Here is a 24,905-nt window from a genome sequence, read left to right as displayed (position 1 = left end):
GCGGGTCGCGAATCGCACATCGAACTCCATTGCGTGTGACTGCCGCCACTTCTAGCAACATTCTGGCGCCGCTGGCATCTCGCCACGCAGGCCGCCTGGTGCTGAACTGTCTCCGTGTGCGTCGAACCTCCGCATCGAACTCCGGGGAATCGCCGAGGAGTCCGGTGCGGTCGGTCGGTCGTGTGCCCAACTCCGGTTTGTGGACTGGGTGTTTGGATCACTGACGTCCGGTTCGGTCTCTTGTCCGAAGGTCGTCTGTCGGGTTGACCATGTCGTTGACGAACCATGGTGAAGAGGAGTGAATTCCGGCCTCTCACATGCCAGGACAATGCGACTTCCATTCGTGTACAGCGCATGAATGAGGAGGATTCGTGGCGAATCCGACGTTCACATCCGGCCCGCCACCCGCCCCCGCCACGCGCCTCCGTCACCCGCCTCCGCCACGCGCTGACGACACCACTGCGCACTGCCCACGGACGTGGCTCCACCGGGCACACTCGGAAGATCACCAACGGCATCCGCGGGCGTCGCCGGAGCCGAATGACGTGACCATCCACCCTTGGGAGGAGTCGGCATGAACCGGTCCCGGTTGACGGAGCAGTCCGACGTGGCAGCGGGCCCGGACGGTCCGATCACCGTCCTGTCCGATGATGTCCGTCCGACGCGCGGACCGGTGACCTGCCCGGCGGCTCCGCTCGTGGCCGGGTGGCTCGACGAGCGCGGTTTCGCCTCCCGGGCCGGTGCCGGCGGGATCGTGCCGACGGGCCGAGGTGGGCGGTGGTTCGCCACGACCTGCATCGTGCCGCGGGTCTGGACAGCGGTGCGAGGGTCGGTCAGTCTTCACCGGCATGACCCTCCCGCTTCCCGAGCCCGTCCCCGGCGCCGCGCGCGCCGCGCTTTTCGAGACGATCACCGCCGTCGGCGACGAGGCCGTCCCCCTGCTCGCCGACTCCCGCGCCGACACCCCGATACCCGGCGCCGAGTGGACGGTCGGCGAGGCCGCCGCCCACCTGGCGATGGCCAATGAACTGATGGCCGCACTGGCCGCCGGCGAGGAACGGCCGTACGGCGACGGCACCCCGGGTTCGCTGGCCGCGGCGAACGCGGCCTCGCTGGCCAGGCGGCCGGAGCGGGATCCGGCCGTGCTCGCCGAGGGGATCGCCCGACAGGCGCGGGAGTTCACGACGGCAGCCGGCGCGCGTGCCGGCACCGAGCCGGTGCTGACTCCGCTCGGTCCGATGGACTTGGACACCCTCGGCGCCTACCTGCTGACCCACATGCTGGGCCACCTCTACGACATCGCCGTCGCCCTCGGGCGGCCGCACCCGATCGACCGGCACCGCGTCGAGCTGGCGATGCCCTTCCTGCGGACGGCGATGCCGCGGGTGCTGGACGCGCGCGTCGCGGCCGGCCACAACGCCTGCTACCGGCTGCGAATCCGCGGCCTGGACGGGTTCGCGGTGACCTTCGCGGACGGTGTCGCCGTGGTCAGTCAGGAGCCGCCGCGCCGACCGGACTGCACGATCCTCACCGGGCCGGTGGCGTTCTTCCTCATCGCGCTGGGCCGCTACACCGCCACCGGCGCCCTCGCCCGGGGCAAGGTGCTCGCCTGGGGCCGCAGGCCGTGGCTGGCCCCGGGCTTCCCCAGGCTGTTCGCGGCCCCCTGAGCACCGCCGGCGTACGACCGCTGAGCCGGTCTCTCGCGTACCTCTCAGGTGCCCTAAGGTGGCGATTTCGTAAGCCTGTTGACGGATCAACGGCTCCTCATCCGGAGTGACGCTCCCCCGGTGGAGGCGCTGACAGGCTGACTCGTGGCGAACTCCTGTTCGTCCGAGTGAAGGGAAGATCCATGTCTCGTCGTCTGACCTGTGCCCTGATCGCAGCCTTCTGCCTGGCGGTCTCCGCGTCACCGGCCTCCGCCGCTGTGGCCGGAGCCGAGGACCCCGCAGCCTCGTCGGCCCGCCCGCGTGGCGGTCCGCTGCAACTCGCCCTCAACGGGCTGACCGACGCCAAGGCGGTGTCCGCGATCGCCGAGGTGCGGGACGGTGATCAGCGGTGGCGCGGCACCACGGGGGTGACCGACCTGGTCGGCCAGGCGCCCGTCCGCGGTGACGGCCGGTTCCGGATCGGCAGCGTCACCAAGACGTTCGTCGCCACCACGGTGCTGCAACTGGTCGGCGAGCACCGACTCGGCCTGGACGACGCGGTGTCGAGCCACCTGCCGGGGCTGGTGCCCAACGGGCAGAACATCACCGTCCGCCAACTGCTCAACCAGCGCACGGGCCTGTTCGACGCCACCAACGACGGCACCGACGTCTTTCCGAACCTCAACGACCCGGCCGTCTTCCGCACGTGGCTGGCCCAGGGCGGGTTGAACCGTACGTTCACCGCGCGCCAGTTGGTGACGGCGTCCGTCTCCCACGCCCCGTACTTCGAGCCCGGCACCCAATGGGGTTACTCCAACACCAACTTCGACATCCTCGGCCTGATCATCGAGCAGGTCACCGGGCATCCCTACGGACAGGAGGTCGGACAGCGCATCCTGCGCCCGCTCGGGATGACGAAGACCACGGTACCCGGCCTCTCCACCACCATCCCCGGCCCGCACGCCCACAGTTACTGGACCACCGTGGACGGCGCCGGCACCGGGAACGCCAAGAAGACCGATCACGACGTCACCGACCAGAACCCCACCTGGGCGGGCGCCGCCGGCGAGATGATCTCCACCACCGATGACCTGCTCCGGTTCGAACAGGCGCTGCTGAACGGGAAGTTGCTGCGCCCGGCGGAGCAGCGCGAGATGACCACGATGCTCGAGACCGTGCCGGGCTCGCACGATCTCGACTACGGGATGGGGCTGGCGCGGGCCCAGCTCTCCTGCACCACCGTGCTGGGCCACAACGGCGGCACCTTCGGCTTCACCACCCAGCTGTGGGGCACCGCCGACCGCCAGGTCGCACTCTCCTACACCTCGCGGGGCGACGACGCCGAGCAGACGGCGCAGAACACGGCGGGCCTCACGTTCCTCGACGCCGTCTTCTGCGGCGCCCGCTGAACGCCCGCCGCGCGGCTCGCGCGCCCGTGCGGCGCTTCACCTGAACGGGGTTCACCTGCGTACCCGGCGGCCCGGTGCCGGGGAGTGGGAAGTCGGCCCGTCCGACTTCCCGCTCCCCGGCTGCGCCCGCCACTTCTGCGGGCGCAGCCGGCGGTCCGGGGACCGGCCCGAGACGGGTGGGCTCGTCGGGGGTTTCACGCGCTGCGCACCTCGCCGCCCCGGCACGGTGTGCTGGGGGAAGCCGGCGGGCGCCCCTCAGGGGCGCGGGGGGCTGCCCGTGGCGGCAGGTGACACCGTGACGGTCGATGTGCGACGCTGCACCTCGCGCGCCGTCGCGCATGGGGAATTGGGGGGTTCGCATGAGCGGATCGCCATCGCGCGCGGGCGGTGCGGTCGACCGGCGGGGGTACTGCTGGTCGTCGTCGGGCCGGTGTCGGCTGCTGCGGCGCGCGCTGTCCGACGAGCGGATCGACGCCGTCGGGGCGAGGGAGCTCACCGCGCTGTTCCGCGAGGCCCGGTACTCGACCCACCGGATGGACGACAGCCAGGTGTGCCGGGCCCGTACGGCCCTGGATGCCATCGCCACCCGGCTCGCGGGCGCCGCGCCGTGGGCGACCACGGCGGCGCACGCCGGGGGAGGGCAGGCCGGGGGAGGGCACCGACGAGCGCCCCGGCGCCCCGGCGTGACGGGCCCGTGGACGAGGCGGACCGCGAAATCGCCCGGCCGGGCTCGGTGCGCCACCGCCTGATCGAGCTGGCGGTGCCCGCCGTCCTCGCCGAGGTCCTGTTCGCCCTGGTCGGAGGTTGGCCCGGGGCGGGGGCCGGCGCGGTCCTGCTGACCGTCACCGCGCTGGTGGTCGCCCGCCGGGTGGCGGGAGCGGGTGCCGAGGTTCTCGCCCTGCGTCGCCGGTCACGGCAGATGGAGGCGTACGAGCCAGGCCTCGGGGACTGGCGCTGGACGGTCCGCCAGGGTCTCGACCCCCAGGGCGACGCCGTACCGCTGCGTGCCCGGCTCCAACGGCTGTACGCGGTGCGGCTAGGGGAGGTCCACGGCCTGAGCCTGTCGGCCGACCGCGACCGGGCCGCCGAACTCCTCGGGCCCCGGCTGTGGCCGTGGATCGACCCCTCGGCGCCCGCCCCGGCCGGGGCCTTCCCGGCGGCGGTCCTGCGCGAGCTCGTCGACCGGCTCGACTCCCTGTGACCCACCGCCCTCCACGGCGGATGCCCGCGGACGGGGCGGCCACGCCCACCATCACCGACCGAATCGTTTCCGCAGGAGAGTCATGCCCGACCTTTCCACCAGTCCCCACGGCCCCGCCCACTCCGCCGGCCGGGCCCCGTTCCCGGGCGCCGAGTGGACCTTCCGGACCCGCGCGGACCGTCAGTCCTCCGGGGCGGGCGGCAGGCGGAAGCCGACCTCGGCGCCGCCGGAGGGGGCGGCGGTGGCGAAGACGGTGCCGTGGTCGGCGGCGACGAGGTCGTGCACGATGGCCAGGCCGAGCCCCGAGCCCGGGGTGGACTGGGTGCCGGCGGCGCGGAAGAAGCGCTCGAAGACGGCCTGCCGGTCGCCGGGGGCGATGCCGGGCCCGTGGTCGCGCACGGCCAGCCGGGTGCCGCTGACGTGGATCTCCACCGGGGCGCCGTCCGGGCTGAACTTGACGGCGTTGCCGACCAGGTTGTCCACGCAGCGCTGCAGCGCGCGCGGGCGGGCCAGCACCGGCACGGGCCGTTCGGCGGTGACGGTGATCTCGCGGCCGGTGCGGCGGCGGAAGCGCCGGGCGCTGTCCTCGGCGGCGGCCGGCAGGTCGACCGGTTCCGGGTCCTCCGCGGTCTGCTGGTCGGTGGCCAACTCGACCAGCTCGCGCACGAGTTCGTCGAGCGCGACGGTCTCGGTGACCAGGGTGGCGAGGATCTGCTCCTCGTCCGCGGGGGCGAGCCGGCCGCGGGCGCGCTGGAGGAGTTCGGCGCAGCCGCGTACCGAGGTCAGCGGGGTGCGCAGCTCGTGGCTGGCGTCCTGGACCAGGCGCTGCTGCTGGTCGCGGGAGCGGCGCAGGGCGCCGACCATTGCCTCGAAGGCGCGGGTGAGGCGGCCGACTTCGTCGCGTCCGGCGGCGGGCAGCGGGGTGGCCAGGTCGCGGGTGGTGGTGATGTGTTCGGCGGCGCGGGCCAGGCGTCGCACCGGGCGCAGGATCCGGCCGAGGACGAGCCAGCTGAGCAGCGCGGAGCCGGCCGCGGCCGCGGCGCTGGTCCAGGCGATGCGGTGCAGGAACGCGTCGTCGACGGTCTGCGCCCCGGCGTAGGTCTGGCCGACCATCACCGCGCCCTGCCCGTCGGGGCGGGCCTTGGTGAGGACGCCGTAGGGGGTGCCGTCGACGGTGGCGTCCTCCTGGTGGGCGCCCTGTCCGGTACGGGCCACCTCGCGGGCCCGGGCCGAGACCGGCAGCGCCGGGCCGCCCGGGGCCAGCGGCCGGGTGGTGCCGTCGGGCAGCAGCAGCTGTTCGACGGTGTCCGGCCGTGCGGGCGGGAGGCGGTCGAGGTCCAGGCCGGCGAGCACGGTGTGGGCCCGGTCGTCCAGGCTCCGGTCGAGCTGGTCGGCGACCAGGGTGCTGACGCCGCGGTAGGCGGCGGTGACGGGCACGGCGATGGCCAGCAGGACGGAGGCGAGGACCACGAGGCCGATCCTGGTGCGCAGCATCAGGCGGTCCTGGCGGTGTAGCCGACGTTGCGCACGGTGTGGATCAGCCGGGGCGCGCCGTCCTCTTCGGTCTTGCGGCGCAGGTAGCCGATGTAGACGTCGAGCGAGCGCGAGTCGGTGTCGAAGTCGTAGCCCCAGATGCGCTCGTAGATCTGGTGGCGGGTCAGGACGGTGCCCTGGTTGCGCAGGAGCAGTTCCAGCAGGTCGAACTCGGTCTTGGTCAGGTCGAGCCGGCGTCCGCTGCGGTGGGCCTGGCGGGCGCCGGGGTCCAGGGCGAGGTCGTCGAGGGCGAGGTCGGCGCTCTCGCCGCCGAGCGGCTCGGTGCGGCGCAGCAGGGCGCGTATGCGGGCCAGGAGTTCCTCGGTGGCGAAGGGCTTGGCCAGGTAGTCGTCGGCGCCGGCGTCGAGCCCGGCGACCCGGTCGCCGAGCTGGTGGCGGGCGGTGAGGACCAGGACGGGCAGGCGGTCGCCGCGCCGACGCAGCATCCGGCACAGCGCGAGGCCGTCGAGTCGGGGCATGACCACGTCCACCACCGCGAGGTCGGGGCGCCGGTGCTCCAGGAGCTCCAGGGCCTCCTGGCCGTCGGCGGTGGTGAGCACCCGGTAGCCCTCGAAGCGCAGCAGGTGGTCGAGGGTGTTGCGGACGCCGGGGTCGTCCTCGACGACCAGGACGGTGCGCCGGGCGGCGGTGTGATCTGTCATGGTGTCATTTTCGCTGGTGGCGGGCGTGGTCATGCCGGTCGGGGGTGGCTCGTCAGCAGGTCGTCAGCGGGTCATCAGCTGGTCAGCGGGGGACCGGGACGACGGGGACCGGGGGGATGTGCGCGAGGCAGGAGGTGTCGCCGACCTCGCCGGTGCGGATGAAGTGGCCGGAGATGTCCACCGCGCAGCCGGTGGACTCCATCTCCGGGATGTGCCCGCTGTTGGGCACGGAGACGAAGGCGCTGCGGCGGAACTGGGCGGCGGACAGGCGGGAGTTGGCCTCGGGAGTGTTGGTGTCGAGGTCCCCGGAGAGCACCAGGACGGGTACGTCGGGCAGGTTCTTCAGCTCGGTCGGCTGGGGGCGGGCGGTGCCGCGGCGCGGCCAGGACAGGCAGTTGTCGCCGCCGTCGGTCTGGCCCTCGGTCCAGCCCTTGACACTGAAGGCCCCGAAGTCGGCCGGGTCGGCGGCGGCCAGGGCGGCGCGGTACTGGCGGCGGCGCTCGGACAGCGGGGCGTCCGGGCTCCAGGCGCGGGCGTAGTCGTTGCAGGTGACGGCCAGGAACGAGGCCTGGTCCTCGGTGCCGGTGTGCTCGACCTGGGCGCGTACCAGGGCGGTCAGCGGTGCGTCGTCGCCCGCGGCGAGGGCGTGCAGGGCGGCGGGCAGCGCGCCGAGCAGCCCGGGCTCCCCGGGGTGCAGGCCGATGCCTCGGGTGGCGGGCTCGTACATCAGGTTGGCGAGCTTGTCCTCGGTGAAGACCACGGTGCGCGGCCCGCCGTCGGTGCTGGCGGTCACCACCAGCGGGCGGGTGCGCAGCCGCTCGGTGACGGCGGCGAGGTCGTGCACGACGGTGTCCGGGTCGCAGGCCCCGCTGCGCTCGCAGATCCGGCGCAGCGTCAGGGAGACCTGCTGGGCGCCGGGCCGGGCCAGGCTGTCGAAGGCGACGGGGTAGGCGCCGGACAGCACCATCGACTCGACCCGCTCGGGGTGGCGGTCGGCGAACACCGGCATCAGGTAGGTGCCGTACGACAGGCCGTACAGGACCAGCTTCGGGGCGCCCAGCCGGGCGCGGGCGGCGTCGAGGTCGTCGGCGGTGGCGGCGCTGGTGTAGCCGCGGGCGCGCGGGCCGAGCTCCTCGGCGCAGTCGGCGGCCAGCTCGCGCTGGTCGGCGCGCGGGGCGAAGCGGTACTCGACCTCGGTGACGTCGCAGGGCAGCCGGCCGGAGCGGCCGGTGCCGCGCGGGTCCAGCAGGAGCAGGTCGTAGTCGTCCAGCACGCCCTGCAGCGCGCCGGTCACCTGGTCGGCGCGGTCGATGAGGGTCTCGCCGGGGCCGCCGGGATTGAGCGCGATGGTGCCCAGGGCCGGGCCGGGGCGGCTGTGGCGCACCACCGCGTAGCTCACGCCGATCGTGCCCAGGGCCGGCTCGTCCGCCACCAGCGGGCGGCGCATGGTCGTGCAGTCGACCTGGTGCCCGGGGAGGGTCGGGCACCACGCGGGCCGGCCCGCCGCCCCGGCGGGGGCGGCCTGCGCGGGTGAGGCGGCGGTGACCGGCAGCACCGCCGCCAGCACCGCCAGCGCCGCGGCGGCCAGCCCGCCCCGGCGGGCCGGCTCCTTCGCCCGGTTCGCGGCCGGGTCGGCCGGGCCGGTCGTGTCCGTCGTGCCCGCCGTGTTCGTCGTCGTGTCCATCGCGGTGCTCGTCGCCGTGCTCGTCGTCATCGTTGTGCCCTCCGTACGCCTTGCGGTCGGTGTGGGCACGACCCTGCCGGGCGCCGGTCAGCGGTTCGGCAGAGCGATGACAAAGGTGTGTAAGAACTCCGGTGGGGCGTCCTCCGGGAGCAGGGGGGTTACTCGGTGACGCCGTAGTAGTCGGTGAGGAACCGGCGGATGGCCTCCTCGTGGGCGAGGAGTTGCGGCAGGTGGGTGGTGAGGGCCGCACGGGTGGCCGCGGCGAGGGCGGTCCTGGTCCCGGTGGCCTGGCGCACGTACGGGTCCAGGCGGCGGACGAGTTCGTAGTTGGACACGATGTCGGCGCGGATCAGGTCCTGTTCCAGTGGCGGTGCGTCGGCGGCGGGCACCGGCGGCAGGATGCGGGAGACGAAGGTGACCAGGTGCAGGACGCGCCAGCAGGGCGGCTTGCGGTCGGACTGCTGGGTCTGGCGCAGTGCCGCGGCGTTGGGAGCGGAGGAGTCGGCGAGCCAGAGCGGGTCGACGACCTTGTGGAAGAAGTCGTCGAAGTTGTCCCCGGACTCGTGGAGGTAGAAGCTCATGAACCGGTAGGCGTCGACCTTCCCGGGCACCCGGCGGGGGCTGCCGTCGGGGCCGAAACGGGCCTGCCCGTCGGCGCTGTAGGCCTGGAGGTCGCCGGAGGGGCGGCAGTTCACGTCGAGGGCGTAGGAGCGGGAGGCGTCGCGGGAGCGGGTGCGGGTGACGCTGTGGCTGCCGCCGAGGCTCGCGTCGAGCTGGGCGCCGATGCCGACGCCGAACACGGTGAAGCCGAACTCGGCGCCGACGGTGGCCATGTCCTTGACGGTGTAGGAACCCGCGGTGGTCTCGGTGACGGAGTCCGTGGTGGTGGTCGTCTCGGCGAAGAACCCTCCGTCGGCGGTCCACACGTAGGTGTTGGCCAGGTCGCGCACGATGGCCCCGTCGGCAGCGGTCTGTCCGGTGCTCTCGCCCCGGTTGTCGCCGATCGGCCCGACGAAGGTCTCGGCGATCCTGGCGGCCCGCTGCTGCGTGGGATCGGGCGTGCCGGTGGCGGTGGAGACGCTCTCGTAGTAGCTGCGCAGCTGTTGCTGGCGGCGCTGGATGGCGCGTTTGAGGGCGTAGGCCTCGCGGGGCTTGTAGTAGCTGTACTCGCCGTACTGACGGGCGTCGGGGTAGGCGGGGTCGAGGACCTTGCCGTGTTCGTCGAAGCCGACACCGCCGTCGAGGGTGCCCTGCTTGGTGTACTGGGGGTTGATGGGGAAGGCGAGGATGTTCCAGTCCCTGGGGATGTCGGGGTTGGGCAGCATGCGGTAGGCGACGAGCGTGCCCGTGTGGGCCAGCCGCAGCGCGAACACGTCGGCGGTCTGGGACTGCACCAGGGCGAAGCCGGTGTTGGCGGGCTGGTAGCGGCGGCCGAGCGCGGGGTTGAGGAGGTGGGCGGGGTCCTCCCAGTGGCCGGTGAGGGCGACGGTGGTGGCCCGCGCGGTGTCGGCAGCCTGGGTGAGGGTGGTCGCGTCGGTCCAGGTGTTGGTGAATTCGAGGGTGTTGTCCAGGCTGAAGACGGCACCGCCCTCGACCGCCGGCTTGGCGGTGCCGATGCCCAGCGGGGCGAGGATGAGCAGGGTGTCCGCTTCGTAGCTGGACGTAGCTGCCCTCGGCGCTGGTGCCGCCGTAGACGTTCATCTGGTAGCCGCCGTTGACGAGGCGGATGAAGTAGAGCTTCCGGCCGGCGCCGTCCCGCCAGCCGGAGTAGACGAACCGCCAGCTGCTGATGCCGGGCACGGTGTCCCAGCCGTTCAGGGGGTTCTTGTGGTAGAGGGTGTTGCCCTGCGGGCCGACCCAGTAGCTGCGGCCGTCGGTCCTGGTGAAGCGCAGTTGGGCGTTGTCCCAGTCCGAGGGGTTGTCGCGCTGGATGTTCCACTGCGCCTCGGCCGCGGTCAGTACCTGCCGAGCGGCGTCTGCCGCGGCCTGGCGGGCCGGGATGTCCGCGCAGGTGGCGGTGAGGGTGACCGACTGGGCCCGCAGATCCGCGACCTCGGCCTGGAGGCCCGTGATCCGCTGTTCCAGCGCGCTCTGGCGGTCCAGGTCCTCGTGCTCCCGGGTGGCGAGGTCCGGCAGGGTCAGGACGTCGGCGACCTGCGCGAGCCGGCCGTCGGCGCCGACGGCGAGGTCGAGCACGGCGAGGCGGGGTTCGGCGTCCGGCGCGGCCGCGTCGCCCGTGGCGCACGACAGCAGCACCCGGGCCTGGTGCTTGGCGGGCTTGGGCACGTCCTGGTACCCGGTGGCCTGTGCCTCCTGCTGGTGGTAGAGGATCGCCGACGGGGCGGAAAGGACCGTGCGGGCGGCGAAGGAGAAGCTGTCCCGGCGGATGCCCGCGTGGTCGCCCACCGGCGCCGTCGAGGTCACCCAGGACACGGCCCCGGACAGGGCGGCGTGCCGCGCACGGTTCGTCTGGTCGTGTGCCACGGCACCTGACGCCTCGTCGAAGCGGTAGTACGCGACCAGCCCGGGCTCGTCCCCGACCAGCCGGTGGCTGCGGTCCTGCCGCAGCTCGTCCTGCGCCCGGGCCCGGTCCCAGATCCGCAGCTCGTCGGCGTCGAACGCCACGCTCCGACCGGCGCCGCCGAGCACCGCGGTGCCGGTGCCGGGCGGCGGGGCTCCCGCCGGGCCTTCCGACGCCCGGCCGGGGCCAGCCTCGCGGACGGCGTCCGGGTGTCCGGCGGGCACCGACTGGCGCAGCACCACCACGTAGGTGCCGTCCGACAGCACCTGGAACGGGACGGCGGCGGTGAGCCGGGCCGTGCTGGACAGGAACGGGCCGCTCTCCTGTGGGGCGAGCACCTGCCCGGGCTCCGCCTCGACCCGCCCGCCCTTCTTGACCTGAGGCATCGTCACGGCGCCGAGCGCGGCGTACTCGACGCGGACGAGCTCCTCGGGGAAGGACAGTTCCCACGGATCCTCGGTCCAGTAGACGGCGTCCGCCTCCCCCCGGGCGGGGTCGTAGGAGCCGAGCGCCAGGACCGAATACACGATGCGACGCTGGTCGTCCATCGCGAACGCCACGGTGGTTCCCTGGTGGCGGATCACCGTGGTGGAGGTGTAGGTGCGGTCGCCGTAGACCTTCACCACGCCGTCACTGACACTCATGCAACCCGCTCCCCTCGGCCGTGCACCTGGACGTGACGCACGGTCAGGGCCTTACGGAAAGTGCACCTCCGCAACCAGACGGTGATTTCTGCCAGCGCCTCCTGGCTGATTCGCGGCCTGTGCCGATCTCGCCGTCCGCCAGTGGGGCCGCGGGCGGCCCGCTCACGGCCGGGACCAGACCGTAGAGCAGTGGCCGCGATCGCGGCAGGCCGATCTCCGCTCGTCGCACGGGTCCTCGCTCTCCACACCGAGCTCCGGTAGCGCGCGCAGTAGCGTCAGGCCGCGACGGGCGCGCCGGCGACGCGGCGTTCGCCGCCGTTGCGCTCGCGCCACGCCCGGTAAACGTCGATGGCCGCGTCGCTGGGCCGGTAGCGCATCGGCAGGCGGCGCTCGTCCCAGTTCTTGGCGAACTCGGTGTAGAAGGTGGCGAGTTCGAAGTACTTTCGGTCGTCGACGTAGTGCGGTTCGTAGTCGTCGCGGGTGGTGAGGAAGACGACCTCGTCGGGGCTGCAGTAGTAGAGCGAGCCCAGGCACATCGGGCAGGGGTGGGCGAGGACGTAGATGGTGGTGCCGGTCAGGTGCTCGGTGCCGAGCCTCGTGCAGGCGTCGCGGATGGCGAGGATCTCGGCGTGCGCGGTGGGGTCGCCGGTCTGGGCGACCTTGTTCGCGCTCTCGGCGAGGATCTGGCCGTCCTTGACGATGACGGTGGCGAACGGGCGCCCGCCTTCGGCGACGTTGCGGCGGGCGAGGTCGATGGTGTGCTGGGCGAAGTCCACGGTGGCGGTTCCTTGCTGCTCGGGGGTGGGGCGGCGGGGGGGGGGGGCCGCGGGGGGGGGGCGCCCCCCCGGGGCGGCGGGGCGGCGGGGGGGGGGGGGGGGGGGGGGTGGTGTTTGGGGGGGGGGGGGATGCCCAGGGTGGGGGTGCGTGGGGGGGGGGGGGGGGGGGGGGGGGCCGGGGAACCTGTGGGGTTCCCCGGCCCGTCCGGGGATCAGAACGGCTTGGTGGGAAGGTACTTGCCGTCCAGGGTGATGACGGCGCGGTGGCCGCCGTCGGGGTCCTCGACGGTCTTGACGTCGAGCTTGAAGTTGATGGCGCTGATGATGCCGTCGCCGAGCTGCTCGTGGACCAGGGCCTTGAGGGTGGTGCCGTAGACCTGGAGCATCTCGTAGAAGCGGTAGATGGTCGGGTCGGTGGGGATGCCGCCGGGGATGCTGCCGCGCAGCGGGATGGTCTGGAGCAGCAGGGCGGCGTCCTCGTCCAGGCCCAGGAGCTCGGTCACGGCCTTGGCGGCGTCGGCGGGCAGCGGGTGCTGGCCGAGCAGGGCGGCGGTGACGAAGGCGACGGACAGGCCGGTCGCGTCGGCGAGCTCCTGCCAGGTGAGGTCCTTGCGGGTCTTGGCGTCGACGACCTGCAGGGCGAGCTGCTGACGGGCGGTCGGGTCGAACTGCGCGTGCACCATGGGGTGAGCCTTTCGGGGATGGGTCCGAGGCGGGTGCCCGGACCTGGTCTGGGGATGGGGGAGGGGAGGTAGGAGGGGGCGCGGAGGTCAGCCTGCCAGGGCGACGAACCGTCCGCTGTTGGTATCGAGCAGCTCGGCGGAGCCGGATCCGATGTCGTAGACCCAGCCGTGCAGGGTCACCTTGCGCTGCACCAGGGCCTTGGCCACCGACGGGTGGGTCTTCAGGTTGGTCAGCTGGGCGAGGACGTTGTCCTTCACCAGGGCGGCGACCCGCTCCGCGCCGGCCGGGTGCTCGGCCGCGTCGGTGCGGGCCTTGGAGGCGTCCGCGTGGTGCAGCCAGGTGGCGACGGCGGGCAGCGCGGTGAGGTCGCTGCCGGAGGCGAGGGCGGTCATCGCGCCGCACGCGGAGTGCCCGCAGACGATCACGTCCGTGACCCCGAGCACGCCGATCGCGTACTCGATGCTCGCCGCGACCCCGTCCGCACCCTGCGTGTACGGGGGCACCAGGTTGCCGGCGGTGCGGATGACGAACAGCTCGCCCGGGTCGGTCTGGGTGATCAGCTCCGGCACGACCCGGGCGTCCGAGCAGCCGATGAACAGCGCCGTCGGCTGATGGGTGGTGGCGAGCTTCTTGAACAGTGCCGCCTGGGTCGGGAACACCTCCCGGCTGAACCGTTGGAAGCCCTGCGCCATCTCGTTCATGAGGTCACTCCTTCTTCGACGGCCGTTGGTTCCTGCCGATGACCTCAACGATGCCTGACCTGGTCCTATAGTGTCCAAGACGTGGTAGCCATCATTGCCATCGGCCATGCCTATAGTTGGTTCCATGGAACTGCGCCACCTCCGGTACCTGCTCGCCGTGGCCGAGCACGCCAACTTCACCCGCGCCGCCGAGGCCCTGCACGTCTCGCAGCCGACCCTCTCGCAGCAGATCAAGCAGCTGGAGGGCTCGCTGCAGGTGCAGCTCCTCGACCGCTCCGGGCGCACCGTGCGCCTCACCGACGCCGGCCGGGCCTACGTCCACTACGCGCGCCAGGCCCTGCGCGACCTCGCGGCGGCCGAGCGCGCGGTGCGGGACGTCAAGGACCTCTCACGCGGCACCCTGCGCCTGGCCGTGACCCCGACCTTCACCGCCTACCTGACCGGGCCGCTGATCGGGGACTTCCACACGCGCCACCCCGGGATCAGCCTGGACGTCCGCGAGCTGGCACAGGAACGCATCGAGTCCGAGCTGGCCGCCGACCAGCTCGACCTCGGCATCGCCTTCGGCGGAGCGCACCTGCCGGCCATCACCGCCAGCACCCTGTTCACCGAGCACCTCGGCCTCGTCGTCGCCTCCGGCCACCCGTACGCGGCCAACTCGGAGCCGCTCCCCGTCCACGCGCTGCGCGACCAGCAACTCGCCCTGCTCGGCGGCGACTTCGCGACCCGGCAGCACATCGACCGGTTCCTCGCCGACCACCGGGTCCGACCGCGGATCGCCGTCGAGGCCAACTCCGTCAGCGCGCTCGTCGCGATCGTCCAACGCACCGGCCTCGCCACCGTGCTGCCCGACGCCACCACCCGCGAACACCCCCACCTCCGCTCCGTCCCGGTCGACCCCCCGCTCCCCTCGCGCACCGTCACACTGCTCCGCCGGGACACCGCCTACCAGAGCGCCGCCGCCCGCGCCTTCGGCGACCTCGTCCGACAGGAGGCCCACACCTTCGACCACACCCCCGACGACCTGGTCCGGTGAGCCTCAGGACGGAACGCCCGCTTCTCCCCGACAGGTCTCGTCGTCGGCACCCTGGCGGTGTCCGTGGCCTTCGACCGATACGGCCAACGGCCGGACACCCGCGGGGCACCCCTGCGATCCTGCGGATCACCGGGCCCCTCCGTACGGGTCTGCAGAAAGGCGCACCGTGACCGACACCCCGACAGAGCCGACCACCGCCGAGCTTCCCGGCGACCCCGGACGACTGCACCTCACCGTGACCAGCGAGATCGGCCCGCTCCTGGCCGGCGGCGAACGGATGCAGACCCACCGACTGCTCGTCCGCCACCCGCAGGAGCCGGCCGCCGCCGGCATCGGGCGATCCCCGGACGACGCTCTCGGCCAGGTCGCCCGACTGGGCATCTGCCGGATCCCGATGACCCGGGGGTCGGTGAGCACGGCGCTCCTGGCCGGCCCGGAGGGGGAGATCCCGCAGTGGTCGGAGGCGATCGGCGCGGTCTGCCGGGACGCGCTCACGACCCAGGGCGAACGGACCCACTTCACCACGGTCCTTCGCAAGGTGCTCGGAAGCGGGCCGTACGGCGACCTCGGGGACCTGCTGATCGTGGACGAGTTCACGTTCCACGGCGGCTGGGAGGACCCCGGTCTCGGCGTGCTGCTGCTGGGCGAGCTCGTGGCGCGCACCGGCGCCGGGCCCTGCGTGGTGGCCATCGCGCCGGAACTCCTCGACGGCGCCCAGGGCTACCAGCGGACCCTGGCCGTGCTGCGTGCCGGTCGCTTCCGCCATCTGTCCGGGCACACGATGGTCGCCGAGCAGCCCGGCTTTCCGGCGTTCTCCGGTCCGGCCGGGCTGGAGCTGATCCGTCGGCACCGCTCCTCCAGCGGCTGATGTCCGGCAGCACCCGGTCATCGGCATCGCACCCGATGTGTCCACCGAACTGCGGACCGGCTTCCTGAGTGCCGGAAGGTGCGCGGGATCGCCGGCCCGAGCGGCTGGTGATTCGCGGCGGCCCCGGGCACGCACGCTGACACCCGGTTCGTCGTCGCCGTTGATCCGGGGCTCCGGCGCGGTGGATCTTTAGGCCTGAAAGTCGCTATCCGAAACCGGTGATCGAACCGTAGGAATGGCTTCACGGCCTGACCGGCCGCCCGCGATCAGAAGGAGCCTTCGCCCATGATTCGCCTTCGTACCACCTGTATGGCCGTCGCCGGTGCCGCAGCGGTGTTCGCCCTGACCGCGGCCCCCGCCCAGGCCGCCCCCGGTGACGTCACGACCTCGTGCGGAAGCGTTCTCACCCCGACCGGCTACGTCGACGTGAGTTGGGGTTACAGCAGCAGTTGTGGCACGCAGAGCTTCAGCCCGAACATCAAGCAGATGAAGCAGCTCACCGGGCTGCCCGTCGGGACGGTGGTCCAGGCCTGCTCCTCCACCTATCCGCCTGCGGGCTGGGTCCAGACCGGCTCGTACTACAGCAGCAGCTGTGTCGCCTGGTCGAACCCGAGCCTCAACAACAACGCCTGGCAGCTGAAGCGCGTCTCCTGATCCGGCGACTCCGCTCGGATCGTCGGTCGGGTATCCGACTTCGGGCCTTCAGGTGACGGATCCTGATGGTCCCGCTGCCGGATGCTCAGCGGCGGTGGTACCCGTGCCGAGGAGCTCGACCGGCCGGTGGACCTGATGCGGTCCGAGGGCGCCCGGCCCGTCGGCCACGAGTTCCCCGCCCGTGGGCCGGGGGAGGAGCGCTGCGGCGGCGGGGTCAGCCGGTGCGGTAGCGGGTGGCGAGTTCGGGGCTCTGGGCCGCGAAGGCGGCCAGGTCGGCCCGGAAGACGGCGTCGAGGAGACCGGCGTCCTCGACGCCGGGGGCGCAGACCACTTCGCCGAGTTCCAGGCCGCGCAGGGCTGCGGTGACGACGTCGTCGGCGGACATGCGGGGGACGGCGCTCAGGTCGAGGCCTTGGCGCTGGTGGAACTCGGTGGCGACCACGCCGGGGCACACGACCTCGACCCGGACACCGGTGCCTTCGAGTTCGGCGGACAGGGTCTGGGACATGGCGACCAGGTGGGCCAGGGTGCCGGCGTAGAGGGCCCGGCGGGGCATCTGGGAGTGGGGGGCGGGGCCGCTGAAGGCGATCATGCCGGCCACGTTGATGACCGCGCCCCGGCCGCGCCGCTGCATGCCTGCGACGGCGGCGCGGGTGATCAGGGTGGGTGCCAGGACCTTGACGGCGACCAGTTCGCGGGCCTTGTCGGCGGGCAGGTCCGCCAGGGGCATGTAGTGGGCGACGCCCGCGTTGTTGACCAGCAGGGGCAGGGGCTCGGTGGCGCAGATCCGGGCGACGGTGTCGATGCCTTCGTCGGTGGACAGGTCGGCCACGACGGGGCGGACGTCGACCGCGGGACGGGCGGCGGCGAACTCCGCCAGCCGCTCCCGTCGCCGGCCGACGACCACCAGGCCGTAGCCGTCGGCGGCGAGACGCTCGGCGAAGGCCTTGCCGATTCCGGAGGTGGCGCCGGTGACCAGTGCGAGGTCGCTCATCGGGTCGTCCTTCTCGACTGCCGGCCGTGGTGGCCGGGCTGCGGCTTCGGTGGCGAGCGGTCAGCGGGGTGCGGCTGGGGTGGCCGGGGTGCGGGTGGTGAGGAGGAGGTCCTCGTAGGTGCGGTGGTGGCGGGTGGTGGTGCGGTGGTGGAGCAGGTCGGCGGCGCGGGCGGGCTCGTCGGCGTCGACGAGGGCGCGGGCGAGGGTGTCCTGGATGATCTCCCGTTCCACGCGTACTCCGCCGATCCGCTCCGCCCGGTCGCCCAGGGCGCTCAGCAGGTCCACCGCCGCGCGGGGGCGGCCCGATCCCCGGGCCGGGTGGTTCGTCCTGGCCCTGTCCGGTTTCGGACGGGCGGCCGCCCCGGGGCTGGGTGGTCCCGGGGCGGCCGTGGTGCGGGAGCGGGCGGGTCGGCCCTACTCGCCGGTGCTGATGCCGGTCTCGGTGGCGCTGCCCGCGACGCCGTCCGGGCCGACGACGACGGCGGCGGTGAGGAAGTCGCTGCCGCAGGGGCCGAACTGCGCGTCGGTGACCTGGAGGGCACTGCCGTTGGGGCCGACGGCGAACGCTCCGCTGTCGAAGTTGACGGTGGGGATGTTGTCGGGCGTGGCGGCGGAGGCGGCGGTCGCCGCGCCGATGACGAGCGGGAGGCTGAGGACGGAGACGGCCAGGACGCGGTGCGCGGTACGCATGGGAGGTGCCCTTTCAGGTACGGGTGGTGATGGCGGGTCGGGCGGCCGTGGTGTGGCAGCCCGTCACCATCCACACACGTTCGTGTGCGCATCGCTACCGGGGGAGGCTGTTCGTACCACCGGCCCGGCGTGCCGTGCGTCCGTGGGCGTACGGACGCCGCCCCCAGGCCGGGGTTCAGGCGAGGTTCTGTTCCAGGGCCGCGAGGTAGCGCTTCATCGCGTGGTCGCGCACGCCGGCGGTGGCCGGAGCGAACGCGTCGGCGGTCAGGCCCTTGGCACGGTCGGCGAGCCCGGCGACCAGGCCCATGGAGTTGTGGAGCCGGCCCGAGGAGTCGATGTACTTCAGCGCCTCGACGTGGGTGTAGGCCGGCTCCGGCGGCAGCTGCGGCACGATGTCGTTGTTGTTGACGAACCGGTACAGGCGCCCCTTGAAGCCCTCGTTGCAGGCGGCGGCGAGCAGCCGGTCGCAGGTGCGGGGCTGGCCGAACGTGACGATGCCGTCGACCTGCAGGTGCGGGTCCTCCAGGTACATCCGGGCGCCGGCCAGCATCGCCAGGGCCCCGCCGAGGCTGTGGCCGGTGAACCACACGGTCTGGCCGCTGGTGCGCAGCTGCGCGTAGGCGTCCTGGACGTCCGGGAAGACCGATCGCAGGGCCTCGGCGAAGCCGTAGTGGACGTAGCCGGTGCGGGCGGGGCCGGGCCAGGGCGGCGTGGAGGAGTCGGAGAGCCAGTCGCGGATCTCGGCCGGTTGGGTGCCGCGGAACGCCGTGACGATCATGTGGTCGCTGGCCATGGTGTAGGCCTGGGTGTCCTCCAGCGGGAACGGCGGAGTGAACCGGGTCTGGTGATGACGCACCCGGTCGAAGCCCCAGGCGCGGGCCTGCTGCTCGATGGCGGCCTCGTCCTGGTAGGCGAGTTCGGACGCCTTCGCCAGCCAGTAGGCCTGCGGGACGCTGTAGCTCTTCGCCTGGTGGTCGAAGGTGGTGGGCACGGGCACGGCGATCTCTCCTCCGGGACGGCCGGCGGACGGGGACGCACTGCCGGCGCGGACCATCAGACCCGGCGTACCGGGGCGCTGACCGCCGCTCCGGGCGGGCCGCGCCCGGATGTCACCCCGACGGACGAGCAGGCGCACGGGGGCGTGCCGGAGGCCTCGGCCACCGACTCGGTGAGCCGCCTTCCGCCGCAGCAGCAGCCTGCCGTCCGGCCGTCAGCCGACGATCTCGGCCTCCCCGGTCGCCGACGCCGTCGAGGCCTTCGCCTCCGCTCTAAACCAGCTCCCGCAGGCGGAAGGCGGGCCCGGCACCCGTGGATTGCCATCCTTGACGGAGCGCGGCGCGAACTCCCGCCTCGACGATGGACGGCACGACGGGGAACGCCGACGTGGCTGCCAGGAGCACCGGGCCCGTCCGGCCGACCCGTTGGACCGCGAAACCGGACCGGCCCCATGCGCACGCGACGCAGCAGCGGACACCACCGTGGACCCGCCACCGGTACACCACATCGTCGACGGTGATCAGCCGCGACCCCTTCTTCCCCAGCGTCAACTATCCCTCCTCGTCCAGAACACCAGTATTGACCAGGTCCACCGTCGGCCCGGAGGCGTCCGCCCCGCACGGGTGCCGACTTCTCCAGTCAGGGGTTCCTCAGGGGCGATATCAGGGGCAGCCCGGAGGTGCCGATGCCGCACGGGGTCGTAGCGTCGGCGCGGCACGGGCGACCGATGCCCCCGACCGATCCCCCACGGAGAAGGCGACAGAGTGTTCCGGAACAAGGCTCCAGCAGTGTCCCCGTGTGCTCCCGGCGAGGGGCGGGCTCCGGGCCCGTCACACGTCGGTGCGGCGGGCGTGGGCGACATCGTCAGCCTCACCGGTGTGCACAAGGCGTACGGCCGTCACGGCAATCGGGTCACCGCGCTGGACGGGCTCAGTCTGTCCTTCCTCGCCGGCACCTTCACCGCCGTCATGGGCCCCTCGGGCTCGGGCAAGTCGACGCTGTTGCAGTGCGCGGCGGGCCTCGACCGGGTCGACGCGGGCCAGGTCCTGCTCGACGGCGCGCCGCTGCACGAGTGCTCCGAGCGCGCCCTGACCGTGCTGCGCCGCGAGCAACTGGGTTTCATCTTCCAGTCCTTCAACCTGATCCCCGCACTGACCGCCCGGCGGAACATCGAGCTGCCGCTGCGGCTGGCGGGGCGTGGGATCGACGCGGCGGCGATCGACCGGGGGCTGGCCGACGTCGGCCTCGCCGAGCGCGGGGGCCACCGGCCCGCCGAGCTCTCCGGCGGTCAGCAGCAGCGGGTCGCCATCGCCCGTGCGCTGGTGACCAGGCCCAAGGTGATCTTCGCGGACGAGCCGACCGGCGCGCTGGACTCGCACACCGCGCGAGGGGTCCTGGCGTTGCTGCGCGGTGTCGTCGAGCAGCACGGGCAGACGGTGATCATGGTGACGCACGACCCGGTGGCCGCCTCGTACTCGCAGCGGGTGGTGTTCCTCGCCGACGGCAAGGTGATCGGTGAGCTGGCCGAGCCGACGGCCGAGGCCGTGGCCCTGCGGATGGCCGCGCTGGAGCCCGCCGGGAGCGGGGCGAAGCCGTGCTGAAGATCGCCGCCGCCACCCTGCGCCACCGCCTGATGGGCTTCGCGGGCGCCTTCCTCGCCCTCACGCTCGGCACCACGATGATCGGCATGATGACGCTGACCCTCGCCGCCACGTTCGGCACGCCGTACCCGGGTCCGCAGCGGTTCAAGGAGGCCTCGACCGTCCTGGCACCGCAGGGCTTCGACGGGCACCCGATGAAGGCCCCGGCCGTCCTGCCGCCCGATGTCGTCGCGAAGGCGACCGCGACCGGGCACGCCACGCCCGACCGCAGCTTCCCCGTGCAACTCGCCGCCGGCTCCGGGGAGATGACAGGCCACCCCTGGTCCTCGGCCCGCTACGCGGGTTACCGCCTGACGGCCGGGCGTGCGCCGCAGGCCGCGGACGAGATCGCCGTCGGCGGCGGCTCCCAGGAGCTGATCGGACGCCAGACCGATGTCGTGACCAGCGGCGGCGCCGGTCACTACCGGGTGGTCGGCGTCACCGACGCGCTCTGGTTCGAGAACGCGGTCTTCTTCAGCGCCGCCGAGGCGCAGCGCCTGTCACCCGGCGTGAACGCGCTCGTCACCGACCAGGACGCGACGCAGCTGTCCTCGCTCGCGGGCGGCCGGGCCGTGGTCCTCACCGGCGACGGCCTGACCCGGTTGGACCCGGACTCCACCGGTGGCGCCCAGGCGCTGGCCAACGCCCAGGCCATGGCGGGCAGTACGACCGGACTCGCGGTGTGCGTCGCGGTGTTCGTCGTCATCGCGACCTTCGCCTTCGCCGCCGAGCAGCGCCGCCGCGAACTGGCGCTGCTGCGCCTGGTGGGCGCAGCCCCCGGGCAGGTGCGGCGCATGGTGCTCTGGGAGGCGCTGCTGATCGGCCTGGCCGCCGCAGCCGTCGGCTGCGCGCTCGCACCGCTGTGCACCGTGCCGCTGCGTTCCTGGATGCTCGACCACAACGTGGCCCCGTCGTGGTTCACCGTCCCGTTCGCCGTCCTGCCGCTGCTGATCTCCGCCGTCATCGGCGTGGCCGCCGCGCTGGCCGGCTCGGCCGCGACCCTGGTGCGCGTCTCGCTGATCCGCCCGATCGAGGTGCTGCGCGAGAGCGTGGTGGAGCGCCGCGCGATGACGCCGGTCCGCTGGCTGCTGGGGGTCGGGATGCTGGTCGCCGCAGTCGTCGCGGGGATCGTCATCTCCCGGACCGAGCCGTACGTCGCGGCCAGCGCCCGCAAGTACGAGGTGGTCCCGGTTCTCTACGTCGGCGCGGTGAGCCTACTGGCCCCGGTCCTGCTGCGCCCGGTCACCCGGCTGCTGATCGGCCCGCTGCGCGCCAGCGCCAAGGCCGGCCCGCTGCTGGTGCGGGAGAACATCCTCACCTCCCGGCGCCGCACGGCCGCCACCGTGGCGCCGATCGTGGTGGCCGTCGGGCTGGTCGGCACCATGCTGACGATGCAGAAGTCCGGTGACGCCGCGCTGCTCGCCCGGCAGCAGCAGGAGATCCACGCGGCGGACGTGATCGTGTCCGGCGGCTCGGGGATCGACGGTCCGACGCTCGCCCGCCTGGCGGCCGTGCCGGGGATCCGGGTCACCCCGGTCACCTCGATGAACGTCCGGATCGGTACCGCCGCCGGTGAGCAGGTCGACTCGCTGAGCACGAAGGCGGTGCCGGCGGCGGCGCTGGGCGCCACCATCACGCCGCCGGTGCTCTCCGGTTCCCTTGCCGCGCTGCCCGAGAACTTCCTGGTCATCGACGAGCACGCGGCCGAGTCCGACGGTCTGGCGGCCGGGGACCAGGTGGTCACGCTGCTGCCGACCGGCGCGAGGGTTTCGACCGTCATCGCGGCGGTCGTCGCGCGCGGCCTGAGCGGGGACGACACGTACCTGTCCTCGGCGCTGACCGGCGCGCTGGCGCCGAACCGGGTCTACCTCGACTCCTCGGCGGGCGCCGGCGGGCCGCTCGACGCGCAGCAGTCGGCCGCGGTGAACCAGGCACTGGCAGGCTCCGGCGCGCACGTGGTGACCTACGACGCCTACCTCGACGCCGAGCGCGCGCATGCCGCGCAGCAGACGGACAACGCCGCGGCGGTCATCCTGGGGATCGCGCTGGCCTACGCGCTGATCGCGGTCGCCAACACCCTGATCATGGCGACGGCCGGGAGGCGGCGGGAGTTCGCCCTGCTCGCTCTCGCCGGCGCGGTGCGCAGCCAGATCGTGAAGGTGGCCGCGGCCGAGTCGGCCGTGGCGGTGGTCGTCGGCACCGTGCTCGCCGTCGTGGCGACCGCGCTCGCCGCAGTGACCCAGCACGTCTCGCTGGGCAAGCTCGTGGCCGACGCGCCGATGGCGCTCCCGTGGACGCAGGTCTGGGAGACCGTCGCGCTGTGCGGCCTCGTCACCCTGGTCACCGCGTCGGGCGCGGCCGCGCGTGCGACCCGTCGGCGGGCGGTCGAGGGCGCAGGCCTCCGCGAATGAGGAGCCGCCTGGCAGATGGCCCGGGACTTCGAGTCTGGAACGAGATGTCCGAGTAACCCGCACGCCCGCACCCCCGCACCGTCCGACGGCCCGGCACCTGTGAGGTGCCGGGCCGCGTGGCGTTGACCGACCGTCAATTTTTCGTTCACGGGCCCGCTCGACGCTTCGCGCACCCTCTTCCGTCCGATCCGGCGATGGGAGGCGAGCCCGCGTGTACCCCTGCCGGCCAGAACCGCCCGCCATGCCCGGCCGGAGGCCAAGTCCTCTTCGTCAACGCTTTGCTGATTGAACGTCAATCAAGTCCTGATGCCCTGGCCGCGTCCGCAGTCGCAGTAGCACGGGAGATCACCGTCGAGAACTGCGACGGCAGCATGGTCCAGCGGTTCGACCTGGTCGGGTCGGGCACCGGCACGGGCCCGGTCACCTCCGTCGAGCAGCGCTTCCTCGACCGGCTCAACACCGTGCGCGCCCAGAACGGCAAGTCGGCGGTGCGGCTCAACCAGACGCTCGCCCAGGCCGCCAAGTGCAACGCCGACCAGATGGACCAGCGCCGCGTCTCCGGCCACTTCTGCGACTCGGGCAGCATCGCGCGCAGCCTCGGCTACGTCGGGCGGGGATTCGGCGAGATCGCCTTCTACGGCCCCACCGACATCGACGCCGCCGTCGACGGCTGGATCAAGTCGCCCCTCCACCTGGGGATCATGCTCGGCGACTACAACGAGGTCGGCCTGGCCCGCACGGGCGCGGCCTCCTGGAACGCCGACTTCAGCACCCGCTGACAGCGCCGGGACCGCTCCACCGGGACCGTTCCACCGGGACTCCCACCGCGACTCCCACCGCGGCGGAGCGGCCCCCGGGAGCGGTCCCGCCGGGGGGGGGCTCGCACTTCACCCGACACCCGACACGGAGCGCTGGGCCTTGCGAAGCCGCGGCGCGAAGCGGGTGGGGGGCGCCCGGATCTGCCGGGCGGCGCGAATCCCGGGGTCATACCGCCGTGCGGCCGCCGTCCACGGCCAGGTGGGCGCCGTGGACGAAGCCGGCGGCGTCGCTGGCCAGGTAGGCGATGGCCTCGGCGATCTCCTCCGGTCCGGCCGCGCGACCCGCAGGGGCCTGTGCGGCCAAGGCGTCCAGCGCCTCGCTCATGCCCTCGGTCCCCTCGGTGCGGGTCGGGCCCGGCGCGACGGTGTTGACGCGGACCCCGCGCGGGCCGTACTCCGCAGCCCACGCTCGGGTGAGCTGGTTGAGCGCCGCCTTGCTCGATCCGTACAGGGCCAGCCCCGAGATGCCGTAGTCGGCCGCGATGGTGCTGACGTTGACGATCGCGCCGCCGCCGCGCTCGGCCATGGCCGGCGCCAGCGCCCCGACCAGGTAGAAGGGGGCCTTCACGTTCAGGTCGTAGACGGCGTCCACCTCGGACGGTGTCGCCTCCTCGGTCGGACCGGCGGGGTAGACGCCCGCGTTGTTGACGAGGATGTCCACCCGGCCGCCGCCCAACTCGGACGCCTCCCGGGCCAGCCGCCGCACCGCGTCCGCGGCGCGCAGGTCGGCGGCGACGAAGTCCGCCTTGCCGCCGCGCTCCCGGATGGTGGTGACCACCGCCCCGCCTCGGGCCGCGTCACGCCCGGCGACCAGGACATGAGCGCCCCGGTCGGCGAGCAGCACGGCGGTGGCGGCGCCGATACCGCTGGTCGCACCGGTCACCAGGGCCACACGGCCGGTCAGATCAACAGAAGCCATGAGGTTTTCCTCTCCATCGAATCCATCGAATCCATCGAATGAACCAGGGGGTGCGGCGGGCCGCTGCGCCGCGTTCACCGCCTCGTCACTCCGCGCGTGGGATGACGTGCGGGCCCGACGCCAGCTCCTTTGCGGAGCATCGGATCTGCGGAGCCTCGGAAGCTCGCGAAGACGCCGACTGATCGGCTTGCAGCCGCTGCCATCACCTACACGGGGCGGGGATGGACGCCGATGCCGCCGGAGACGGTCGGATTGCCGCCCGTTCGGCGGCCGACGCCGTCGGATGCGAGGAAGGCGACGGCTTCGGCAATGTCGCCAGGGGCTCCGACGCGGCCGAGGGGGTGACCACGACGCGATAGCCGCGCGGGTGGAGCAGTTCTGCGGCGGCCTCGCCGATCCCGCTGGTTCCGCCAGTGAT

At 73.1% G+C, this 24,905-nt stretch carries 23 protein-coding genes; 11 read left to right on the top strand and 12 right to left on the bottom strand.

All coding sequences use genetic code 11. From position 1 onward, the window contains the following. Window positions 1-848: 848 nt before the first annotated feature. The 4 genes from ACIPLC_RS11550 (at window position 849) to ACIPLC_RS11535 (ending at window position 4,256) form a co-directional block, all read left to right on the top strand. Window positions 849-1,667, top strand: coding sequence for a maleylpyruvate isomerase family mycothiol-dependent enzyme (locus ACIPLC_RS11550; RefSeq protein WP_400472759.1), 819 nt, complete (start codon window positions 849-851; stop codon window positions 1,665-1,667). 182 nt (window positions 1,668-1,849) lie between these two features. Then, window positions 1,850-3,055 (top strand): serine hydrolase domain-containing protein, encoded by a 1,206-nt coding sequence (locus ACIPLC_RS11545; RefSeq protein ID WP_400472758.1) that lies wholly within the window; start codon window positions 1,850-1,852, stop codon window positions 3,053-3,055. Window positions 3,056-3,414: 359 nt separating this feature from the next. Then, window positions 3,415-3,804: a hypothetical protein gene (locus ACIPLC_RS11540; RefSeq protein ID WP_400472757.1), complete on the top strand. Its 390-nt coding sequence runs from the start codon at window positions 3,415-3,417 to the stop codon at window positions 3,802-3,804. Next, window positions 3,750-4,256 (top strand): hypothetical protein, encoded by a 507-nt coding sequence (locus ACIPLC_RS11535; protein ID WP_400472756.1) that lies wholly within the window; start codon window positions 3,750-3,752, stop codon window positions 4,254-4,256. The genes ACIPLC_RS11540 and ACIPLC_RS11535 overlap by 55 nt, the downstream gene beginning before the upstream one ends. A gap of 180 nt (window positions 4,257-4,436) precedes the next feature. On the opposite strand, the gene ACIPLC_RS11530 is transcribed toward ACIPLC_RS11535, so the two are convergent. The 4 genes from ACIPLC_RS11530 to ACIPLC_RS11515 all read right to left on the bottom strand — a co-directional run bounded on the left by ACIPLC_RS11530 (window position 4,437) and on the right by ACIPLC_RS11515 (window position 9,529). Beyond that, window positions 4,437-5,750 carry a sensor histidine kinase gene (locus ACIPLC_RS11530; protein ID WP_400472755.1) on the bottom strand — a complete coding sequence of 438 codons (1,314 nt, stop codon included), beginning with the start codon at window positions 5,748-5,750 and terminating at the stop codon, window positions 4,437-4,439. Then, window positions 5,750-6,451, bottom strand: coding sequence for a response regulator transcription factor (locus ACIPLC_RS11525; RefSeq protein WP_400472754.1), 702 nt, complete (start codon window positions 6,449-6,451; stop codon window positions 5,750-5,752). The genes ACIPLC_RS11530 and ACIPLC_RS11525 overlap by 1 nt, the downstream gene beginning before the upstream one ends. Before the next feature lie 82 nt (window positions 6,452-6,533). Then, window positions 6,534-8,165, bottom strand: coding sequence for an alpha/beta fold hydrolase (locus ACIPLC_RS11520; RefSeq protein WP_400472753.1), 1,632 nt, complete (start codon window positions 8,163-8,165; stop codon window positions 6,534-6,536). Window positions 8,166-8,293: 128 nt separating this feature from the next. Next, the gene (locus tag ACIPLC_RS11515) at window positions 8,294-9,529 is read right to left on the bottom strand and encodes a hypothetical protein (protein ID WP_400472752.1); all 1,236 of its coding nucleotides are present in this window, start codon (window positions 9,527-9,529) and stop codon (window positions 8,294-8,296) included. 499 nt (window positions 9,530-10,028) lie between these two features. Between ACIPLC_RS11515 and ACIPLC_RS11510 the strand changes: the two genes are divergently transcribed. Further along, window positions 10,029-10,628: a hypothetical protein gene (locus tag ACIPLC_RS11510; RefSeq protein WP_400472751.1), complete on the top strand. Its 600-nt coding sequence runs from the start codon at window positions 10,029-10,031 to the stop codon at window positions 10,626-10,628. Window positions 10,629-11,575: 947 nt separating this feature from the next. On the opposite strand, the gene ACIPLC_RS11505 is transcribed toward ACIPLC_RS11510, so the two are convergent. From ACIPLC_RS11505 to ACIPLC_RS11495, 3 genes are all read right to left on the bottom strand, one after another. After that, on the bottom strand, window positions 11,576-12,076 hold the full coding sequence (locus tag ACIPLC_RS11505; protein ID WP_400472750.1) for a nucleoside deaminase: 501 nt from the start codon (window positions 12,074-12,076) through the stop codon (window positions 11,576-11,578). A gap of 212 nt (window positions 12,077-12,288) precedes the next feature. Next, window positions 12,289-12,759: a cyanase gene (gene cynS, locus ACIPLC_RS11500; protein ID WP_400472749.1), complete on the bottom strand. Its 471-nt coding sequence runs from the start codon at window positions 12,757-12,759 to the stop codon at window positions 12,289-12,291. An 87-nt stretch (window positions 12,760-12,846) separates the two neighbouring features. Further along, window positions 12,847-13,461, bottom strand: a complete 615-nt coding sequence (locus ACIPLC_RS11495) for a carbonic anhydrase (protein WP_400472748.1) — start codon at window positions 13,459-13,461, stop codon at window positions 12,847-12,849. A 124-nt stretch (window positions 13,462-13,585) separates the two neighbouring features. Here ACIPLC_RS11495 and cynR point away from each other — a divergent pair, with 124 nt between their 5' ends. From cynR to ACIPLC_RS11480, 3 genes are all read left to right on the top strand, one after another. Then, window positions 13,586-14,497, top strand: coding sequence for a transcriptional regulator CynR (gene cynR, locus ACIPLC_RS11490; protein ID WP_400472747.1), 912 nt, complete (start codon window positions 13,586-13,588; stop codon window positions 14,495-14,497). Window positions 14,498-14,663: 166 nt separating this feature from the next. After that, the gene (locus tag ACIPLC_RS11485; RefSeq protein WP_400472746.1) at window positions 14,664-15,365 is read left to right on the top strand and encodes a hypothetical protein; all 702 of its coding nucleotides are present in this window, start codon (window positions 14,664-14,666) and stop codon (window positions 15,363-15,365) included. A 285-nt stretch (window positions 15,366-15,650) separates the two neighbouring features. Beyond that, window positions 15,651-16,019 carry a hypothetical protein gene (locus ACIPLC_RS11480; RefSeq protein WP_400472745.1) on the top strand — a complete coding sequence of 123 codons (369 nt, stop codon included), beginning with the start codon at window positions 15,651-15,653 and terminating at the stop codon, window positions 16,017-16,019. Window positions 16,020-16,233: 214 nt separating this feature from the next. Here the strand turns inward: ACIPLC_RS11480 and ACIPLC_RS11475 are convergent, their stop codons facing one another. The 4 genes from ACIPLC_RS11475 to ACIPLC_RS11460 form a co-directional block, all read right to left on the bottom strand. Beyond that, complete coding sequence (locus ACIPLC_RS11475; protein ID WP_400472744.1) at window positions 16,234-17,013, bottom strand: SDR family NAD(P)-dependent oxidoreductase; 780 nt, start codon at window positions 17,011-17,013, stop codon at window positions 16,234-16,236. Window positions 17,014-17,073: 60 nt separating this feature from the next. Further along, window positions 17,074-17,298 carry a hypothetical protein gene (locus ACIPLC_RS11470; RefSeq protein ID WP_400472743.1) on the bottom strand — a complete coding sequence of 75 codons (225 nt, stop codon included), beginning with the start codon at window positions 17,296-17,298 and terminating at the stop codon, window positions 17,074-17,076. 129 nt (window positions 17,299-17,427) lie between these two features. After that, the gene (locus tag ACIPLC_RS11465) at window positions 17,428-17,703 is read right to left on the bottom strand and encodes a hypothetical protein (RefSeq protein ID WP_400472742.1); all 276 of its coding nucleotides are present in this window, start codon (window positions 17,701-17,703) and stop codon (window positions 17,428-17,430) included. Window positions 17,704-17,878: 175 nt separating this feature from the next. Next, the gene (locus ACIPLC_RS11460) at window positions 17,879-18,700 is read right to left on the bottom strand and encodes a lipase family protein (RefSeq protein ID WP_400472741.1); all 822 of its coding nucleotides are present in this window, start codon (window positions 18,698-18,700) and stop codon (window positions 17,879-17,881) included. 850 nt (window positions 18,701-19,550) lie between these two features. Between ACIPLC_RS11460 and ACIPLC_RS11455 the strand changes: the two genes are divergently transcribed. From ACIPLC_RS11455 to ACIPLC_RS11445, 3 genes are all read left to right on the top strand, one after another. After that, entirely contained in the window at window positions 19,551-20,300 is a 750-nt protein-coding gene (locus ACIPLC_RS11455; protein ID WP_400472740.1) for an ABC transporter ATP-binding protein, read from the top strand. Next, window positions 20,294-22,750: an FtsX-like permease family protein gene (locus tag ACIPLC_RS11450; protein ID WP_400472739.1), complete on the top strand. Its 2,457-nt coding sequence runs from the start codon at window positions 20,294-20,296 to the stop codon at window positions 22,748-22,750. The genes ACIPLC_RS11455 and ACIPLC_RS11450 overlap by 7 nt, the downstream gene beginning before the upstream one ends. A gap of 278 nt (window positions 22,751-23,028) precedes the next feature. Further along, the gene (locus ACIPLC_RS11445; RefSeq protein ID WP_400472738.1) at window positions 23,029-23,529 is read left to right on the top strand and encodes a CAP domain-containing protein; all 501 of its coding nucleotides are present in this window, start codon (window positions 23,029-23,031) and stop codon (window positions 23,527-23,529) included. A gap of 205 nt (window positions 23,530-23,734) precedes the next feature. Here ACIPLC_RS11445 and ACIPLC_RS11440 read toward each other — a convergent pair whose 3' ends face one another. Beyond that, on the bottom strand, window positions 23,735-24,487 hold the full coding sequence (locus ACIPLC_RS11440) for an SDR family NAD(P)-dependent oxidoreductase (protein WP_400472737.1): 753 nt from the start codon (window positions 24,485-24,487) through the stop codon (window positions 23,735-23,737). Between the last annotated feature and the right edge of the window lie 418 nt (window positions 24,488-24,905).

This window comes from Kitasatospora sp. NPDC086801 (assembly GCF_044745805.1).
Taxonomy (GTDB): Bacteria; Actinomycetota; Actinomycetes; order Streptomycetales; family Streptomycetaceae; genus Kitasatospora.
Note: the sequence above shows the minus strand (reverse complement) of the source record. Positions and strands in the feature narration are given on the sequence as shown.